The organism is Streptomyces sp. NPDC087310 (assembly GCF_044744405.1).
Classification (GTDB): domain Bacteria; phylum Actinomycetota; class Actinomycetes; order Streptomycetales; family Streptomycetaceae; genus Streptomyces.
The window spans coordinates 909,970-927,832 of the sequence record NZ_JBIUYF010000004.1 but is presented as its reverse complement, the minus strand read 5'-3'; the positions used below and the strand labels follow the sequence as shown (position 1 = coordinate 927,832).

The following is a 17,863-nucleotide window of genomic DNA, read 5'->3' as shown; positions in this document are numbered from 1 at the left end:
AAGGGCGCCGCGCTGAACGCGGTCCAGATCGCGGAGCTGGTGGCGGCCGAGCTGACGGCGTAGGGCGACCCACGAGGACGCTCACCGCGGCGGGGGGGGGGGGGGGCGCCCCCCCCCCCCCCCCCCCCCCCGGGGGGGGGGGCCCCCCCCCCCCCCCCCCCCCCCCCCCGCCTCGACGGCGCCCGGCTCACTCCTTGGCGACACCCGGCAGATCACTGCCGGACGGCTTCGCGCGCGCCGCGGTGGTGACGGACGTGGTCGACACGTCCGGGGCCGTCGACACGTCATGGTCGGGCACGGCCTCGCCCGACCGGATCAGGTCGATCCGCCCCAGCACCTTGGAGCGCAGGTCGGCCGGTACGTCGTCCTGCCCGCAGCACCGTTTCACCAGCTTCTTCACGGCCTGCTCCAGGCCGTACTTCTCCAGGCACGGGGAGCACTCCTCGAAGTGCACCTCGAACTTGGTGCAGTCGCTGTCGGGCATCTCCCGGTCGAGGAACTCGTAGAGGTGGTCGAGAACCTCGGCGCAATCCGTCTCATGCGGCTCTCCGCAGCTCATGAGTCCGAACCTTTCCGATCGTCCGACGACTCCCCGGCACCCGCCGGGACGAGCCCGCGGTCGCGGGCGTAGTCCTCCAGCATGCCGCGCAACTGGCGGCGCCCACGGTGGAGTCGTGACATCACCGTACCGATGGGTGTCCCCATGATGTCCGCGATCTCCTTGTAGGCAAAGCCCTCTACATCGGCGAGATAAACGGCGATCCGGAACTCCTCCGGAATCGCCTGGAGCGCCGACTTCACATCGGAGTCCGGCAGGTGGTCCAGCGCCTGGGACTCGGCGGAACGCAGCCCGGTCGACATGTGCGACTCGGCGCGCGCGAGCTGCCAGTCCTCGATCTCCTCGGCGGCGCTGCGCTGGGGTTCCCGCTGCTTCTTGCGGTACGAGTTGATGAAGGTGTTCGTGAGGATGCGGTACATCCACGCCTTGAGGTTGGTGCCCTCACGGAACTGGTGGAAGGAGGCGTACGCCTTGGCATAGGTCTCCTGCACCAGGTCCTCGGCATCGGCCGGATTGCGCGTCATGCGCAGCGCGGCCGAGTACATCTGATCGAGGTAGCCCAGGGCGTCACGCTCGAAGCGGGCGTTGCGCTCGGCAGTGGTCTCTTCGATGTGGCCGTCGTCGGTCGCTCCGTCGGTCCCAGTGACCGGACCCACCTCCTCCAACGCTGTGGCGGATCCGAATGCGGACCCACTCGAATCGGAGAATAGTCGACCTTGCTGGGACGGGGCCTGTCGGTCCGTCCCGGCGCCGGCCCGACCGGGGGCGTTCCTGGCCGCGGAAAGCACAGTCCACTCCAGGTCAGTGGCTTCTGAGCGGCGCGGGCAGATGGTCGAACCCATACGACGGACTCCCTTTCGATGCGCTGTGTACCGATGTTCGTCACAACAGCGTCCCCCTGCGCATCATTCCCGCCCGGAACGACCTGGAGCCTCTCCTTCCGATCAGGCCGGATCGAGCCCGTCCAGCCACGCGGCCACGCCCCCGGTGATCGTCTCCAGAGCCTCGTCCTGCCCGAGAGGCGCCCTCTTGGGTACGGCGAAGGAGTGATCGCCGTAGGGCACCTCAAGAAGCCCGTACCCCGCTCCGGAGGACTTCAGAGACACGGAGGACTCCAGGGACACGGAGGACTTCCCCGACTCCGAGGGCTTCCGGGACGCCGAGGACTTCCGCGGCTCCGAGGGCGCCGGGAACTCCGCGGGCTTCCCGAAGGGGTCGTTCCCGCCCTGGACGACCAGGGTGGGCACCCCGGAGCCCAGCAACTCGGCCGCCCGGGACTTCTCGGGGCGGCCCGGTGGGTGCAGCGGGAAGCTCAGCGCGAGTACGGCGCGGGCGCCCAGCTCACGCGCCGTACGGCAGGCCACGCGCGCCCCCGCGCTGCGCCCGCCGGCGACGAGACCGAGCCCCGGCTCCCTCCCGGCCAGCGCGGGCCACAGCGCCCGCCAGCCGGTGTCCAGGGTCGCGGGCGCGGGCGCCACCTTCTTCCCCGCCACCCGCCAGGGCTGCTCCACCAGGGCGACGGTCACCCCGAGCGGGGGCAGCGCGGCGGCGAGGGCTCGCAGGTCGCGCGCCTCGATCCCGCCGCCCGCGCCATGGCCGAGGGCGAGGACGAGCCGCGGGTGCGGGGCGGGGTGCCAGGTGATCCTGGCGTCCCCGGCGGGGGTGTCGACGGTCCGGGTGTCTGTGGTCACCCGGCCCATCCTGCCGCCCGGGGGAGGATCTTCAGAAGAGCGTGCTCTCCTCCGGCGCGGCCAGCTCCTCCAGCAGCTCGGGCCCGTTGTTGCGGACGCTGCTGACCGCCGTCGCGACCGGGTACGCCCGCATCAGCCCGCCCGGCGGCGGCGTCAGCAGCCGCCGCAGGTCGTCCGGGTCCGTACGGGACGGGTCCAGCCAGGCGTCCCAGCGGTCCGGGGTCAGCATCAGCGGCATCCGGGGGTGGATGTCGGCCAGCGCCGCGGGCCCCTCCGCGGGGGCCACCCCGAGCGGGGTCGTCTCCGCCTCCGTGGTGATCACCGAGCAGGTCGCCCACCAGGCCAGCGGATGGTCGGGCGGCAGGGTCGGGTCGCGCCAGAACTCGTACACCCCGGCCAGCGCCATCACCGAGCCGTCGGCGGGGGTCACGAAGTACGGCTGCTTGCGCGTCCGCTTCTTCTTGCCCTGTTCCTCCAACTGCCGCTCGTCGGAGCTGGTGACCCACTCGTAGTAGCCGTCGGCGGGCAGGATGCACCGCCGTGCGGCGAAGGGCCGGCGGAAGGACGGCTTCTCGTGGACGGTCTCGGCCCGCGCGTTGATCATCCGGGCGGCGCCCTCGGGCGTCTTCGACCAGGACGGTACGAGCCCCCAGGTGAGCCGCCGGAGCTGGCGCACCGGCCGCGGCGTGGGCGCGTCCTTCAAGGGGCGCTCAAGGACCGCGTAGACCTCTTTGGTGGGCGCCACGTTCCAGTCCGGGGCGAGCGTCTCCTCCGGCTCCCACTTCTCGATCCCGAAGATCCCCTGAAGCTCCTCGGGCCGCCGGCTCGCCGCGTACCTGCCGCACATTCCCCATCACCGCCTTGGACCGGCCCGCAAGCGCCGGTCGGTCTTATGAACTGCCTGTGCGTTCTCGTCCGCCGGAACGGAGGGCATCGGGTGAGCGTCTTTCACCCGTACCGCGTATGAGTGCCAGACTGCCACGACGTACACCCAGTTGAGGAGCCGCCCGAGAAATGGCCAGCATCGACCCGACCTCGCTCGGCGATCTCTGGGATCGCGTCTTCGGCACCCAGTCCCCTCCGGACGAGTGGCTGGTGTTCGCCACGGCGGCCGTCGCGCTCGTCGCCGTCGTCCCCCGCGTGCTGTGGCGGCTCTCCCGTAACGCGATCACCATCGCGCACGAGGGCGGCCACGGGCTGATAGCCCTGGTCACCGGGCGCAGACTCGACGGAATACGGCTGCACTCGGACACCTCGGGGCTCACCGTCAGCGCGGGAAAGCCCACCGGCCCCGGCATGATCCTCACCGCCGCCGCCGGCTACACCGCGCCGCCCCTGCTGGGGCTCGGCGGCGCCTGGCTGCTCTCCGCCGACCACATCACCCTGCTGCTGTGGCTGACCACCGCGCTGCTGCTCGCGATGCTGGTGATGATCCGTAACGCGTACGGGGCGCTCACCGTGATCGTCACCGGCGCCGCCTTCCTCCTCATCTCCTGGCTGACCAGCCCCGACGTGCAGGCGGCTTTCGCGTACACCGCCGTCTGGTTCCTGCTGCTGGGCGGCGTGCGCCCGGCCTTCGAGCTCCAGTCCAAGCGGCGGTACGGCGGCGCGGGCGACTCGGACGCGGACCAGCTCGGCCGGCTCACCCACACGCCGCCCCTCCTGTGGCTGCTCTTCTTCCACGCCGTCTCGCTCTGCTCCCTGGTCGGCGGCGGGCGCTGGCTGCTGGACCTCTGACCGGCCCGGCCGCCGCCCAGCACGGGGAAGGTCCTCCCGTATCTCCACACGTGGTCACGACGCGCGGATTACGCCCGGGTTGCCGCGCATTTGATCAGGATCGGGCTCCGTCAAGAGCCACTAAAGTGTGGGGCATGACCGAAAGCTCCGTGCAGTCCGCCCACTGGCCCGCCCCCTACGCGAGCGGGGCCGTCCACGCGACGGTCACCGTGCCCGGATCGAAGTCGGTCACCAACCGCGGTCTCGTCCTCGCCGCGCTGGCCGCCGAGCCCGGCTGGCTGCGCCGTCCGCTCCGCTCCCGCGACACCCTGCTGATGGCGGAGGCGCTGCGCGCGATGGGCGTCGGCATCGAGGAGACCGTCTCGTCCAGCTCCGGCGGCGGCCCCAGCGGCGAGGCGTGGCGCGTGATCCCCGCCGGGCTGCACGGCCCTGCCTCGGTCGACGTCGGCAACGCCGGTACGGTGATGCGCTTCCTGCCGCCCGTGGCGACCCTCGCCGACGGCCCCGTCCGCTTCGACGGCGACCCCCGGTCGTACGAACGCCCGCTGCACAGCGTCATCGACGCGCTGCGCGTCCTCGGCGCCCGGATCGACGACGACGACCGCGGCTCGCTCCCGCTGACCGTGCACGGCGGCGGCGCGCTGGACGGCGGCACGGTCGAGATCGACGCCTCCGCGTCCTCCCAGTTCGTCTCGGCGCTGCTGCTCTCCGCGCCGCGCTTCAACCAGGGCGTGGAGGTACGGCACACGGGCTCCGTACTGCCGTCCCTGCCGCACATCCGGATGACCGTCGACATGCTGCGCGGGGTCGGCGCGCAGGTGGACGAGCCCGAGACGGGCGGCGAGCCGAACGTCTGGCGGGTCTCCCCCAGCGCGCTCCTCGGCCGCGATCTGACGGTCGAGCCCGATCTGTCCAACGCCCAGCCGTTCCTGGCCGCCGCGCTGGTCACCGGCGGCCGGGTCACCGTCCCCGACTGGCCGGCGCGGACCACCCAGCCGGGTGACACGCTGCGCGAGATCTTCACCGCCATGGGTGGCTCCTGCGAGTTCACCGAGACCTCCGAGGGCACCAGCCTCACCCTCACCGGATCGGGCCGGATCCACGGCGTCGACCTCGACCTGAGCGAGGTCGGCGAGCTGACGCCGGGCATCGCCGCGGTCGCCGCGCTCGCCGACTCGCCGTCCACGCTGCGCGGCGTCGCCCATCTGCGGCTCCACGAAACGGACCGGCTGGCCGCGCTCACCAAGGAGATCAACGAGCTGGGCGGTGATGTCACCGAGACCGCGGACGGTCTGCACATCCGCCCGCGCCCGCTGCACGGCGGCGTGTTCCACACGTACGACGACCACCGCATGGCCACGGCGGGCTCGATCATCGGCCTCGTGGTGCCCGGCGTGGAGATCGAGAACGTCGGCACGACCGCCAAGACCCTGCCCGACTTCCCGCGGATGTGGACAGAGATGCTCGCGGGAGCGGGAGCCTGAGGGCATGCGGCGCTACGGCAAGAACCCCGACGAGGACGACATCCGCTCCCGTCCCAACCCCAAGGGCAACCGGCCCCGCACCAACATCAGGCCCAAGCACGAGGACGCCTCCGAGGGCATGGTCCTCACCGTCGACCGCGGCCGGCTGACCTGCCTCGTCGACGACCGGGTCGTCCTGGCGATGAAGGCGCGTGAGCTGGGCCGCAAGGCCGCCGTCGTCGGGGACCAGGTCTTCCTGGTCGGGGACCTGTCCGGCAAGAAGGACACCCTCGCCCGGATCGTACGGATCGAGAAGCGCCGCTCCGTGCTGCGCCGCACGGCGGACGACGACGACCCGTACGAGCGCGTGGTCGTCGCCAACGCCGACCAGCTCGCCGTGGTCACCGCGCTCGCCGACCCGGAGCCGCGCCCCCGGCTGATCGACCGCTGTCTGGTCGCGGCGTTCGACGGCGGTCTCGAACCGCTCCTCGTCCTCACCAAGTCCGACCTCGCGCCGCCGGACGAGCTGCTGGAGACGTACCGGGCGCTCGGCATCCGCCATGTCGTCACCCGGCGGGACGAGCTGATGAGCGGGCACGCGGCCGAGCTCGTACGCGAATACCTCGACGGCCGGGTCACCGCCTTCGTCGGCCACTCCGGCGTCGGCAAGACGACCCTCGTCAACGCTCTCGTACCGGACGACCGGCACCGGATCACCGGTGACGTCAACGCGGTGACGGGGCGCGGCCGGCACACCACCACCTCGGCGCTCGCACTGCCGCTGGCCAAGGCGGAGGGCTGGGTGATCGACACCCCCGGCATCCGCTCCTTCGGGCTCCACCACGTCGATCCTTCGCGGGTCATCCTCGCTTTCCCCGACCTCGTGCCGGGTACGGAGGGGTGTCCGCGCGCGTGCAGCCACGACGAGGCGGAGTGCGCGCTCGACGCCTGGGTGGCCGAGGGACACGCCGATCCGGCGCGGCTGTACTCGCTGCGGCGGCTGCTCTCCACGCGGGAGCGGCGCGAGGGCGACTGACCGGGCGACGGACCGCGCCGGGCCATGGCCACGTTTGCGGGCCGCGGTGACTGGTAAGGGCATAATCACACCAGGTGGGCCGGTTGGTCACGGACGGTTGCAGGGCCTGCCGACCGGCCGGCAGGGCGGTCACCGACGCGGGGAGACGTTTGACATGGCGTGGCTGCTGGTTGTGGTGGCGGGGATCCTGGAGACCGGCTTCGCGGTCTGCCTCAAGCTGTCCCACGGATTCACCCGGCTCTGGCCGACGATCGCCTTCGCGGCCTTCGCGCTCGGCAGCTTCGGACTTCTGACCCTCGCTCTGAAGAAGCTCGACGTGGGCCCGGCGTACGCGGTGTGGACGGGCATCGGCGCGGCCGGTACGGCGATCTACGGCATGATCTTCCTGGGCGACATCGTGTCCGTGCTCAAACTCGTCTCCATCTCGCTGGTGATCGTCGGCGTCATCGGGCTCCAGCTCTCGGGCTCGGCGCACTGAGCAGCGCGGACGGCGGCGCGGTGACGGCGGTACGGACCAGCGGGCCCACCGGCTCCGCGCCGGGCGCGACCAGATGGGCGAGCGCGAGCCGCATGGCCAGTTCGCAGCGGTAGAGCAGTTCGGTACGGCCGTACGCGGCGAACCGGCTGTGGCCCACGGCGCCGGTGTGGCCCCCGCCCCCGTGTCCGTGCTCGGTACGGCCGTGCTCCGGGCGCCCGTGCTCAGGACGCCCGTGATCCTTCCGGGTGGGATCCAGCGCCGCCGCGGATCTGTCCCGTACGAGCGCCACCAGCTCCGTGGTCGCGGGCGGCCCCGCGTCGGCCCTGCGCTGCGCCGGGATGCCCGACGGGACGGCGTCGGCCCGTGCGGGGCGCGGGGCGGGCAGCCACTCGCCCCAGCAGCCGGTGAGCAGCGCCCGCAACAGCGGCCGGGCGCGCGCCTCCCCGACCGTCCACTCGGCGACCGCCACCAGCCGGTCGGCGGCGTCGGCGCGTTCGCGCAACAGCCGCTCCACACCGTGCAGATAGCGGTCGGCCTCGCGCCGTACCAGGGCGCGCGCCAGACCGTCCTTGCTGCCGAACTCGTTGTACAGGGTCTGCCGGGAGACCCCTCCCGCCGCCGCCACATCGACCATGCGCACCGCGGACCAGGGCTGGTCGGCGAGGGCCGAAAGGGCGGCACTGAGTAGGGCTTCACGCGCGCTGGGCATCGTCGCCTCCGGGGCCGTGCGGCTCTGCGCTCAGAGTTGACGGACCGTCGCTCACTGTCAAGACCGTCGTCGGGTTCCGGCCGAAGGGGCCCATGGCAGCCGCACCGCCCCGGTGGATACTGTGGCGGCATGCCCGACTACCACGATGACCTGCGTCTCGCCCACGTACTGGCGGACGCCGCCGACGCCGCGACGATGGACCGGTTCAAGGCTCTGGACCTCAAGGTCGAGACGAAACCGGACATGACCCCGGTGAGTGAGGCCGACAAGGCGGCCGAGGAACTCATCCGTGGCAACCTCCAGCGGGCGAGGCCGCGCGACGCGATCCTGGGCGAGGAGTACGGCATCGAGGGCACGGGCCCGCGCCGCTGGGTCATCGACCCGATCGACGGCACGAAGAACTATGTACGCGGGGTACCCGTCTGGGCGACGCTGATCTCGCTGATGGTGGCCGGTGAGGGCGGTTACGAGCCGGTGGTCGGCGTGGTGTCCGCGCCCGCGCTGGGCCGCCGCTGGTGGGCCGCGAAGGGCGGCGGGGCTTACACGGGACGCAGTCTGTCGTCCGCGACCCGGCTGCGCGTCTCGGACGTCTCGCGCGTACCGGACGCCTCGTTCGCGTACTCCTCGCTCACCGGCTGGGAGGAACAGGGCCGGCTCGACGGCTTCCTGGATCTGTCCAGGGCATGCTGGCGCACGCGCGGTTATGGCGACTTCTGGCCCTACATGATGGTCGCCGAGGGCTCGGTGGACATGTGCGCCGAGCCGGAACTGTCACTCTGGGACATGGCGGCCACCGCCATCGTCGTCCAGGAGGCGGGCGGCAGCTTCACCGGCCTCGACGGCCGCCCGGGCCCGCACAGCGGCAACGCGGCGGCATCGAACGGAGTCCTCCACGAAGAACTCCTCGGCTACCTGAACCAGCGGTACTGATTTTTTGAGGGCTCGGTTCGCCTCCGGGGCGCACTCCCGCACGTTCGGGCCAGGTGCTGCGGTGCCAGAATCTTCGCCCCGTCTCCCTGCCTGGCCGGCGAGTGAGCCGAAGGGGCGCGTCGGCGCCGTAAGAGAGAGCGCGCGCAGGTTCGTGAGGTACGAGCGAACCGAGCACGGTCGACCGTCGGCGCCGACTTAAAGCGCCCCGGAGGCGAACCGAGCCCTCAAAAAAAAGAGGGGGGCTTTTGTCGGGTTTTTGGGCGCCCCCGGTGGTGCGCCGCCCGCCCCCTTGTTGACTCTGGGCAACCGTGTCACCCTGAGAGTCTCCCCACTTGTGAACTTGTGAATCGTTTCTCCAAGGTCCCCCGCTCACCTCGGGACCCCGGAAACCGGCTCACCAAGGAGGTGGCTCCACCCCATGCTTGTCCGTGACGCCATGAGTTCGGTGGTTCTGACCATCGGGCCCACGCATACACTCCGCCAGGCCGCCGGGCTGATGTCGGCCCGACGGGTCGGCGCCGCCGTCGTCCTCGACACCGATCACTGCGGCATCGGCATCCTCACCGAGCGTGACATCCTCAACTCGCTCGGCTCGGGCCAGAGCCCGGACGTCGAGACGGCCTGCTCCCACACCACGACCGATGTCGTCTTCGCCTCGCCGGCGTGGACGCTGGAGGAGGCCGCGGCGGCCATGTCGACCGGCGGATTCCGCCATCTGATCGTGCTCGACGAGCGTGAGCCCGTCGGCATCGTCTCCGTACGCGACATCCTCCGCTGCTGGGCCCCGATCCGGCACGAGGCGGCCGTCCTGACCGCCTCCTGACCCGGCCGGCCCCCGGCTCTGATCCCGCAGGTCCCCTGGACGCCCCCGAGGGCGGCGGAAGGGGCCGGCTCCCGGAGGAACCGGCCCCTTCCGTCTTCAGCAGGCGGGACCGTCAGCCGCGCAGGGCCTGGACTGCGGCTTCCAGTCGCTTGCCGAAGTCTCCGTCCGCCCGGCGGAAGTTGTCGACCGCGCGCTCGGCGATGTCGTCGCGCGAGACCTGGGAGATGAACCCGGCCAGGTTGTCGATCAGGCGGCCCTTCGCGTCCTCGGGCATCAGGCGGTAGAGGGTGCCCGCCTGGACGAAGTCGTCGTCCTCCGCGTGGCTCGGGGCCTCGTGGTTGCCCGTGCCGCCGGTGACCGCCGTGGACTGCCACAGCGGCCGGTCCGTCTGGAAGGGTCCGCCGAAGCTGTTCGGCTCGTAGTTCTTGGCGCCCTGATGGCGGCCGTCGTACAGGAAGCCGTCCCGGCTGTTCGTACGCGCCTCGGTGGCGTGCGGGCGGTTGACCGGCAGGTGGTCGGCGTTGACGCCGACGCGGTAGCGGTGGGCGTCGCCGTACGCGAAGAGCCGGCCCTGGAGCATCTTGTCCGGGGAGGGGCCGATGCCGGGCACGAAGTGGGCCGGCGAGAAGACCGACTGCTCGACCTCGGCGAAGATGTTCTCCGGGTTGCGGTTGAGCTCCAGCTTGCCGATCTCGATCGGCGGGTAGTCCTCGTGCGGCCAGACCTTGGTCAGGTCGAACGGGTTGAAGCGGTACGTGGCGGCGTCGGCCGCCGGCATGATCTGGACCTGCACCGTCCAGGACGGGAAGTCGCCGCGCTCGATGGCCTCACGCAGGTCGCGCTGGTGCGAGTCGGCGTCCTGGCCGGCGAGTACCGCGGCCTCCTCCGAGGTCAGGTTCTTGATGCCCTGGTCGGTCTTGAAGTGGTACTTGACCCAGAAGACCTCGCCCGCCTCGTTGTTCCACTGGAACGTGTGCGAGCCGTACCCGTTCATGTGGCGCAGCGTCGCCGGGATGCCGCGGTCGCCGAAGAGCCAGGTCACCTGGTGCGTGGACTCGGGGGACAGCCCCCAGAAGTCCCAGACGTTGTCCGCCTCCTGCGAGCCGGTGTACGGGTCGCGCTTCTGGGTGTGGATGAAGTCGGGGAACTTGATGGCGTCCTTGATGAAGAACACCGGGGTGTTGTTGCCGACGAGGTCGTAGTTGCCCTCTTCGGTGTAGAACTTCAGCGCGAAGCCGCGGGGGTCGCGCACCGCGTCCGCGGAGCCCAGGTTGCCCGCGACGGTGGAGAAGCGCAGGAACGTCTCCGTCTCCTTGCCGACCTCGGAGAGGAACTTTGCCCGCGTCCAGCGCGAGACGTCCCTGGTCAGCGTGAAGGTGCCGTAGGCGCCGGCGCCACGCGCGTGGACGACGCGCTCCGGGATGCGCTCCCGGTTGAAGTGCGCGAGCTTCTCCAGCAGCGCCTGGTCCTGGACCAGCACGGGCCCGCCGACGCCCGCCGTCTCGCTGTTCTGGTTGTCGGCGACCGGAGCCCCGGCCTCGGTGGTGAGCGGTCCCTGCGTCACGTGCGCCTCCTGCGTCAATCGGTGCAAGTTCTGTCCCTCTCGGATTCTGCTCTCGATCCTATAATGGACTTTGTCCAAGTCAAGCGAGCATCCAAAGTCACACTCGTTCGGGACCTGGGGCCCTTCACTGTTAGGCTGGATTTCATGAGTGACCTGTTGGAACGACTTCGCGAACGTGGCTGGCGCATGACGGCGCAGCGACGCGTCGTGGCCGAGGTCCTCGATGGGGACCATGTCCACCTGACCGCCGACGAGGTGCACGAACGGGCCGTGGCGAGACTCCCGGAGATCTCCCGCGCGACCGTCTACAACACGCTGGGCGAGATGGTGACGCTGGGCGAGGTCATCGAGGTCTCGACGGACCGCCGTGCCAAGCGGTACGACCCGAACGCGCACCGGCCGCACCACCACCTGGTGTGCGCGCGGTGCGGTGCCATCAGGGACGTACACCCGTCGGGCGACCCGCTGGCCGACCTGCCGGCCGGTGAGCGCTTCGGCTTCACGGTCTCGGGCGTCGAGATGACGTACCGGGGCACCTGCCCCAACTGCGCGTCCGCGTAACGAAAAGGCCCCGGAGACGGGGCCTTTCGTCTGTCCCGGCTCGCGTATCGCCGCACACACGCGTATCGCCGTACACACGCCTGAGGCCCGGATCTCGTAACGAGATCCGGGCCTCAGGACTTCAGTAGCGGGGACAGGATTTGAACCTGCGACCTCTGGGTTATGAGCCCAGCGAGCTACCGAGCTGCTCCACCCCGCGCCGTTGAATGAAACATTACGTCACGGTGCCGGGCAGTGCAAATCCCTTATCGCGCGGGCCCGACGCCATCGGCGCAGGTCACACGGTGGGGGCCGCGGGGTGGGGGCCGCGGGGTGCTGCCCCGGTGACCCGGGTCACGCGGTCAGCTCCTGGTGCAGCGCCTCGCGCAGCCGCGCCGCGCGCTCCGCCACCTCCGCCGGGCCCAGTTCGACGGCGCGCGCGCACCAGCGCTGCCCCTCGGTCAGCTCACCCCGGCGCGCGGCCAGCAGCGCGAGCCGCAGCGCGGCCCTGCCGTGCCCGGCCTGGGCGGCCCTGGTCCACCACAGCGCGGCCTCCCGCTCGCCGCCCTCGCGGGCCAGGAGCAGCCCGAGGTTGAAGGCGCCGTTGCGGCTGCCCGCCTCCGCGGCCTCCCGGTACCAGCGGGCGGCGTCGTTGATGTCGCCCCGGGCCGCGGCGAGCATGCCGACGCGCACCTGGGCGCGGCGGTGGCCCTGCTCGGCGGCGCGCTCGTACCACTGCTCGCACTCGCTCTTCACGCCGTGCGGCTCGCCGAGCGCGGGCGGCCCCGACGGGGGCTCGCGCGAGTCGAGGACGGTGGCCAGCCGGAAGGCGGCCTCCGCGCTGCCGCCGCCGGCCGCGCAGCGCAGGTGGCGCTCGGCCGTGCGGTCGTCGCCGTCGCGCAGCCGGGCGATGCCGACCTGGAGGGCGGCTTCGGTGTGTCCGGCCGCCGCGGCGCGCTCGTACCAGCGCAGGGCGGCGCCGTCGTCGTCGCGGCCCGCGTACAGGATGCCGAGGTTGAACGCGGCGTCCACGCTGCCCGCCTCGGCGGCCTTGGAGAACCAGGGTTCGGCGCCCGTCGGGTCGTCGGCCTGGAGGAGCAGGACCGCGAGCGCGTTGGCGGCCTCGCGGTGGCCCGCGTAGGCGGCGCGGCGGTACCACTGCTCGGCCTGGACGGTACGGTCCTGGGCGGCGCAGAGCAGCCCGAGGTTGTACGCGCCGTTGACGTCGCCCGCGTCCATGGCGGCGCGGTACCAGCGCTCGGCGGTCTGCGGCTCGCCCCGGGCCGCGTGCAGCGCGCCCAGCGCGTTGGCGGCGTTCCCGTCGCCCTCCTGGGCGGCGCGCAGCCACCAGACGGCGGCACTCTCCTCGTCCCCGGCGTCGCGCAGCAGGAAGCCGAGGGCGCAGGCGGCCCGCGCCTCGCCGTCCTTGGCGGCGCTGAGGTACCAGCGGCCGGCCTCCTTGAGCTCGCCGCGCCGCTCCAGGATCGCGCCGAGGTGCAGGGCGGCGCGGCGGTGGCCGCGTGCGGCGGCCTGCTGGTACCACTGGGCGGCCTCGCTGACGAGGGAGGCCGCTGGCCCGGACAGGGTCGCGGGGCCCGGTGTCCCGGTGTACGCGGGCAGCCGGGGGTCGGTGCTGGTGACGGGGTCCATGGAGAGCAGCGGCTCCTGGCCCGTACGGCGGCCTCGCGGGGCCGGTCCGGCCGTACCGGCGCGGTAGACCACGTCGGCGCCGGAGCGGGCGCTCTCGCGGGCTCTTCGCTCCAGTGCGCGGGCGAGCCGGTAGGCCGCCTCGCGGTGGCCCTGCTCGGCGGCGGCGCGCAGCCAGCGCTCGGCCCCGACGTCGCTGCGGTGCTCCAGAAGGTCGGCGAGGGCGTAGGCGCCCAGCGCGTGTCCCTGTTCGGCGGACTGGCGCAGCCAGTACTCGGCGGCGGGTTCGTCGCCGAGTTCGCGGTAGTGGCGGCCGAGCGCGTGGGCGGCCGGGGCGGAGCCGGCGACGGCGGCGATCCGCCACCAGCCGGCGGCCTCGTCGACGTAGCCGCGCTGGTGCAGGAGTACGCCCAGGTTGTTCGCGGCGGCGCGTTCGCCCTCGGCGGTCGCGGCGCGCAGGTACGGCTCGGCGCCGTCGAGATCACCACGGCGCAGCAGCAGGGCGCCGAGCACGCTCATCGACGCGGTGTCCCCGGCGTCGGCGGCGCGGCGGTGTCTCGCCTCGGCCTCGGTGTCGGGCCCGTCGGCGGCTCCGGTCCCACCGGCCGCGTCGTTCACGTGTGGCTGCACATACCGCCCTGTCTCCAACAGAGTTGCCCTATCCCCCATATTTTCCATCGTCGCACCACCCGCCGGCCGCGTACAGCCGGTATACCGCGCCCCACAAGGTCACTACAGCGTTTTGTCGACATGCCCACAGAGAGACACATCAAACCCACCGGGGACCAACTGGGCCCACCTACTACCCAGTTGGGACGGACACATGGCAAGGGCCCGGATCCTAGAAGGATCCGGGCCCTTGACTTCGCCGTAGCGGGGACAGGATTTGAACCTGCGACCTCTGGGTTATGAGCCCAGCGAGCTACCGAGCTGCTCCACCCCGCGTCGTTGTGTCCCAACCGTACCACGGGGCGGAGGTGAAGCCAGGTCAGCTCGTATCGCCACCGCCGTCCGCACTGCCGGAGTCGGCGCTGGAGTCCGCGCTGGAGTCGCCGCTGGCCCCGTCACCGGCCCCGTCGCCCGAGCTGGGCTTCGCCTTGGCGGCCCTTTCGAGCGCGCTCTGCAGGTCCTTCTGGGCCTGGGCGTACGCGTCCCAGTCCGGCTTCTTCAGCGCCTCCTCGCCCGCCTCGTACGCCTTCTGGGCGTCCGCGATGGCCTGCTGGAGGGCCTTGTCGCCGGTGGCCGGCGGCGTGGTGGTGTCGCCCGGCGGCTCCGTGGTGCCCGGCTGCTCCGTACCTTCCGCACCGAACACCGCGTTCAGCGCTTCCGGAAGGGTGTCCTTGAAGACCGGCTTGCCTCCGTAGGAGACGGCCACCTTCTTCAGCAGCGGGTAGTTGGCGCTGCCACCGCGCGCGTACACCGGCTCGATGTAGAGGAAGCCTCCGTCGAGCGGCACCGTCAGGAGGTTGCCGTACTCGATGTCCGAGTCGGTGCCTCTCAGGTTCCTGACGAACTCGGCGACTTCGGGCACACCGTTCAGCTCGCTCTGCACCTGTTGCGGGCCCTGGACCGTGGACGTCACCCTCAGGACTCTGATCTTGCCGTAGTCCGTGCTGGTGGCGTCGGCGTCCACCGCCATGAACGCCCCCAGGTTGGGGCGCCCGTTGGGCGTGAAGGTCGTCGTCAGCGAGAACTTCTGATCGTCCTGGCCCGGCATCTTCAGGCTCAGGTAGTACGGCGGGACCGAGTTGCTGTCCTTGGTGGTCGGGTCGTCCGGCACCTGCCACGCGTCACTGCCGCTGTAGAACTGCGCGGGGTCCGTGACGTGGTAGCGGGTGAGGAGCTCTCGCTGCACCTTGAACATGTCCTGCGGGTAGCGCAGGTGGTCCAGCAGTGTCTTGTCGATGTCGGCCTTCGGCTTCACCGTGCCGGGGAACGCCTTCATCCAGGTCTTGAGCACCGGGTCCTTGGTGTCCCACTGGTACAGGCTGACCGAGCCGTCGTACGCGTCGACGGTGGCCTTCACCGAGTTCCGGATGTAGTTGACCTGGTTCTGCTGGGCGACGACCGCGCGCTGGCTGTCGGTCAGCGAGTCGGCCGTCGTGTCGCCGAGCGTCGTACGGGACGCGTACGGGTAGCCGTTCGTCGTCGTGTACGCGTCGACGATCCACTGGATCCGGCCGTCGACCACGGCGGGATACGCGTCGCCGTCGATGGTCAGCCAGGGGGCGACGGCCTCGACGCGCTCCTTGGGCGTGCGGTTGTACAGAATCCGCGAGCCGTCGCCGATGGCGCCGGAGTAGAGCATCTGGGGCTCGCTGAAGGCCACGGCGTACGCCGCGCGGTTCAGCGGGTTGGAGAGGTCGACGCCGCTCTTCCCCTTGTAGCTCGTGGTCTGCTCGCCGTTCTTCTCGTAGTCCAGCTCCTTCTGCGGGCCGCCCACGATCGAGTACTGCTCGGTCTTCTCCCCGTAGTAGATGCGCTGCTCGTACTTGGGGATGTCACCGGTGGTCGGCAGGCCGGACTCGGTGAAGTCGGGGGCGCCGATGGTGCCCTCGTTCTCGTCCGTCACCGTGTTCGTGCCCTTGGACGCGATCAGCCCGTACCCATGGGTGTACGTGAAGTGATCGTTGATCCAGTTGCGCTTCGGGATACCGGTGATGTTCAGCTCGCGCAGACCGACGACCGTGTCCTGCGGCTTGCCGTCGGGGCCGGGGTACCGGTCGACGTCCAGCGTGGAGGGGAACTGGTAGTACTTACGTTCCTGCTGAAGCTGCTGGAACGCGGGCGAGACGACATTCGGGTCGACCAGCCGGTAGCTGGCCGCCGAGTCGGCCGCCTTGCGCTGCTCGGCCTTCTTGTCCGGGTCGCCCTTGCCGCCGTAGTCCTGCACATCGGCGGTGTCGATGCCGTACGCCTGACGCGTGGCGTCGATGTTCTTCTTGATGTACGGGGCTTCCTTGGCCTGCTCGTTCGGCTCGACCTGGAACTTCTGGACGATCCCCGGGTAGAGGCCGCCGATCAGGATCGCCGAGAGCACCATCAGGCCGAAGCCGATCACCGGAAGCTGCCACGTACGGCGCCAGAGCGTCGCGAAGAACAGCAGGGCGCAGATGACCGCGATGCAGAAGAGGATCGTCTTGGCGGGCAGGAACGCGTTCGCGTCCGTGAACCGCAGACCGGTCCAGTTTCCCGTCGCCTTGAAGTCGCTGGACTTCACGGCCAGGCCGTACCGGTCGAGCCAGTACGCGACCGCCTTGAGCGAGACGAAGACACCGAGCAGCACCGAGAGATGACCGGTGGCCGCCGCGGTGGCCCGCGCGCCGGGGCTGGTGATCCGCAGCCCGCCGTACAGGTAGTGGGTCAGCGCGGCGGCGATCAGCGACAGCACGGCCGCCGCGAAGCCGAACGCCAGCATGAAGCGGTACCAGGGCAGGTCGAACGCGTAGAACGCCACGTCCAGCTTGAACTGCGGGTCCTTCTGGCCGAACGGCACCCCGTTGACCCACATCAGCCACGTACGCCACTGGCCGGCGGCGGAGGCCCCGGCGATCAGCCCGACCAGCGCGGTGATCCCGAGGAGCACCCACTTCTTGAACGGGGCGATCCCCATCCGGTACCGGTCGAGGTTCTGCTGCTCCATGGACATCGCGCTGAGCGGCGGCCGCAGCCGGTGCGCCAGCCAGATGTTCAGCCCGACCGCCAAGGCCATCAGCAGTCCGAAGACCGCGAACAGACCGATCTTGGTCCAGAGAGTGGTGGTGAAAACCGATGAGTACTTCACCGAGCGGTACCAGAGCCAGTCGGTCCAGAACCCCGCGAACATGACGAAGAGCATGGCCAGAACGGCCAGCACGCCCAAAGTCATGAGCAGGGTCCGAGCCCGACGGGAAGGCCGGCCCACTCTGATCCGTGGCCCGGTCGGGCCTCCGCCGCGGTCCGGCATCTGGAAAGCCAACGTGCGCACCTCGAAGTTCGCGGTCGTGTGAATGCGTGTGGTTCAGCTTGTTCAACTTACTGAGGCTTTACCTAGTTCCCGCACCCGGGTCCGAAGGAGGCAGGATATTGACCATGTCCACTGTTTCTCCCTCAGGCACCCCCATGGCCGCGAGCCCGCTGACCCGAGCGGTTCTCGAAATCGACGAATACGCCTCGACGCTCGGCTGGGACCAGCCCGCCCGGCTCTTCGCGCTCGTCGACACGACGCGGCTGCGCACCGACGAACCCGAACTCGCGGCCCAGTTGGGTCTCGACGAGGACGGCGGCTCCGTCGCCCCCCTCACCCCCGTGGAACAGGACGAGATCCCGGCGGGCACCCCGCTGGACGAGTTCCTGGGCACCATCGCGTGGCCCGGGGCGGTGGCGGGCTGCGCGATGACCGTGGAGCGGCTGATGCTGCCGCCGTCCGCGGAGGCGTCCGTACCGGACAATCTGGATGAAACGGCGCTCGCCGCGTGGGTCGCCTCCCACCCGGAGCGCCAGGAGGTACGGATGACCGTGGCCGTGCTGCGGGACGGCGCCCGGGAGTCCGCGCTGCGGCTGCGCGAGAAGGACTCCCCGAACGAGGTCCTCACGGGCTCCGGGCTGGTCCCGGGGCTGGCGGAGGCGCTGTCGGCCACCTTCGAGTCGTAACAGGCTCCCGCGAGCCCTACAGGCGCGCCCAGGCGCCGTACCGCGCCGCCTGAG

Annotated in this window: 16 protein-coding genes and 2 tRNA genes; 8 read left to right on the top strand and 10 right to left on the bottom strand. The window is 71.0% G+C overall.

Annotated elements, in window-relative coordinates; translation table 11 throughout:
- Window positions 1-187: 187 nt before the first annotated feature.
- From rsrA to ACIO3P_RS19260, 4 genes are all read right to left on the bottom strand, one after another.
- Window positions 188-559, bottom strand: coding sequence for a mycothiol system anti-sigma-R factor (rsrA, locus tag ACIO3P_RS19275; RefSeq protein WP_329829289.1), 372 nt, complete (start codon window positions 557-559; stop codon window positions 188-190).
- Window positions 556-1,215 (bottom strand): sigma-70 family RNA polymerase sigma factor, encoded by a 660-nt coding sequence (locus ACIO3P_RS19270; RefSeq protein ID WP_329829288.1) that lies wholly within the window; start codon window positions 1,213-1,215, stop codon window positions 556-558. The genes rsrA and ACIO3P_RS19270 overlap by 4 nt, the downstream gene beginning before the upstream one ends.
- Before the next feature lie 288 nt (window positions 1,216-1,503).
- Entirely contained in the window at window positions 1,504-2,259 is a 756-nt protein-coding gene (locus tag ACIO3P_RS19265) for an alpha/beta family hydrolase (RefSeq protein WP_401851278.1), read from the bottom strand.
- A gap of 22 nt (window positions 2,260-2,281) precedes the next feature.
- Window positions 2,282-3,097 (bottom strand): SOS response-associated peptidase, encoded by an 816-nt coding sequence (locus tag ACIO3P_RS19260; protein WP_401851280.1) that lies wholly within the window; start codon window positions 3,095-3,097, stop codon window positions 2,282-2,284.
- Window positions 3,098-3,273: 176 nt separating this feature from the next.
- Between ACIO3P_RS19260 and ACIO3P_RS19255 the strand changes: the two genes are divergently transcribed.
- The 4 genes from ACIO3P_RS19255 (at window position 3,274) to ACIO3P_RS19240 (ending at window position 6,964) form a co-directional block, all read left to right on the top strand.
- The gene (locus tag ACIO3P_RS19255; protein ID WP_329829687.1) at window positions 3,274-3,987 is read left to right on the top strand and encodes a M50 family metallopeptidase; all 714 of its coding nucleotides are present in this window, start codon (window positions 3,274-3,276) and stop codon (window positions 3,985-3,987) included.
- A gap of 134 nt (window positions 3,988-4,121) precedes the next feature.
- Window positions 4,122-5,471, top strand: a complete 1,350-nt coding sequence (gene aroA, locus ACIO3P_RS19250) for a 3-phosphoshikimate 1-carboxyvinyltransferase (RefSeq protein ID WP_329829285.1) — start codon at window positions 4,122-4,124, stop codon at window positions 5,469-5,471.
- 4 nt (window positions 5,472-5,475) lie between these two features.
- Window positions 5,476-6,486 (top strand): ribosome small subunit-dependent GTPase A, encoded by a 1,011-nt coding sequence (gene rsgA, locus ACIO3P_RS19245; RefSeq protein WP_399292593.1) that lies wholly within the window; start codon window positions 5,476-5,478, stop codon window positions 6,484-6,486.
- Window positions 6,487-6,640: 154 nt separating this feature from the next.
- Window positions 6,641-6,964: a multidrug efflux SMR transporter gene (locus ACIO3P_RS19240; protein ID WP_329829283.1), complete on the top strand. Its 324-nt coding sequence runs from the start codon at window positions 6,641-6,643 to the stop codon at window positions 6,962-6,964.
- Here ACIO3P_RS19240 and ACIO3P_RS19235 read toward each other — a convergent pair.
- Window positions 6,930-7,673 (bottom strand): TetR/AcrR family transcriptional regulator, encoded by a 744-nt coding sequence (locus ACIO3P_RS19235; RefSeq protein WP_401851283.1) that lies wholly within the window; start codon window positions 7,671-7,673, stop codon window positions 6,930-6,932. The two genes, ACIO3P_RS19240 and ACIO3P_RS19235, sit on opposite strands and share 35 nt — an antisense overlap.
- Window positions 7,674-7,802: 129 nt before the next feature.
- Between ACIO3P_RS19235 and hisN the strand changes: the two genes are divergently transcribed.
- Together hisN and ACIO3P_RS19225 are read left to right on the top strand one after the other, a co-directional pair.
- Window positions 7,803-8,603: a histidinol-phosphatase gene (gene hisN, locus ACIO3P_RS19230; protein ID WP_401791473.1), complete on the top strand. Its 801-nt coding sequence runs from the start codon at window positions 7,803-7,805 to the stop codon at window positions 8,601-8,603.
- Window positions 8,604-9,021: 418 nt separating this feature from the next.
- A complete protein-coding gene (locus ACIO3P_RS19225; protein ID WP_401851286.1) occupies window positions 9,022-9,426 on the top strand; it encodes a cyclic nucleotide-binding/CBS domain-containing protein in 405 nt (134 codons plus the stop codon).
- Window positions 9,427-9,538: 112 nt separating this feature from the next.
- Here the strand turns inward: ACIO3P_RS19225 and ACIO3P_RS19220 are convergent, their stop codons facing one another.
- Complete coding sequence (locus ACIO3P_RS19220; RefSeq protein WP_329829279.1) at window positions 9,539-10,990, bottom strand: catalase; 1,452 nt, start codon at window positions 10,988-10,990, stop codon at window positions 9,539-9,541.
- A 144-nt stretch (window positions 10,991-11,134) separates the two neighbouring features.
- Here ACIO3P_RS19220 and ACIO3P_RS19215 point away from each other — a divergent pair, with 144 nt between their 5' ends.
- Window positions 11,135-11,551, top strand: a complete 417-nt coding sequence (locus tag ACIO3P_RS19215; RefSeq protein WP_329829278.1) for a Fur family transcriptional regulator — start codon at window positions 11,135-11,137, stop codon at window positions 11,549-11,551.
- Between the two features lie 125 nt (window positions 11,552-11,676).
- On the opposite strand, the gene ACIO3P_RS19210 is transcribed toward ACIO3P_RS19215, so the two are convergent.
- From ACIO3P_RS19210 to ACIO3P_RS19195, 4 genes are all read right to left on the bottom strand, one after another.
- Window positions 11,677-11,750: transfer RNA gene (locus tag ACIO3P_RS19210), tRNA-Met, on the bottom strand.
- 134 nt (window positions 11,751-11,884) lie between these two features.
- On the bottom strand, window positions 11,885-13,855 hold the full coding sequence (locus ACIO3P_RS19205) for a tetratricopeptide repeat protein (protein ID WP_329829277.1): 1,971 nt from the start codon (window positions 13,853-13,855) through the stop codon (window positions 11,885-11,887).
- Window positions 13,856-14,048: 193 nt separating this feature from the next.
- A tRNA-Met gene (locus ACIO3P_RS19200) sits at window positions 14,049-14,122 on the bottom strand.
- Between the two features lie 43 nt (window positions 14,123-14,165).
- A complete protein-coding gene (locus tag ACIO3P_RS19195) occupies window positions 14,166-17,123 on the bottom strand; it encodes a UPF0182 family protein (RefSeq protein WP_329829686.1) in 2,958 nt (985 codons plus the stop codon).
- Between the two features lie 125 nt (window positions 17,124-17,248).
- Here ACIO3P_RS19195 and ACIO3P_RS19190 point away from each other — a divergent pair, with 125 nt between their 5' ends.
- The gene (locus ACIO3P_RS19190; protein ID WP_329829276.1) at window positions 17,249-17,809 is read left to right on the top strand and encodes a PPA1309 family protein; all 561 of its coding nucleotides are present in this window, start codon (window positions 17,249-17,251) and stop codon (window positions 17,807-17,809) included.
- Window positions 17,810-17,863: the final 54 nt, after the last annotated feature.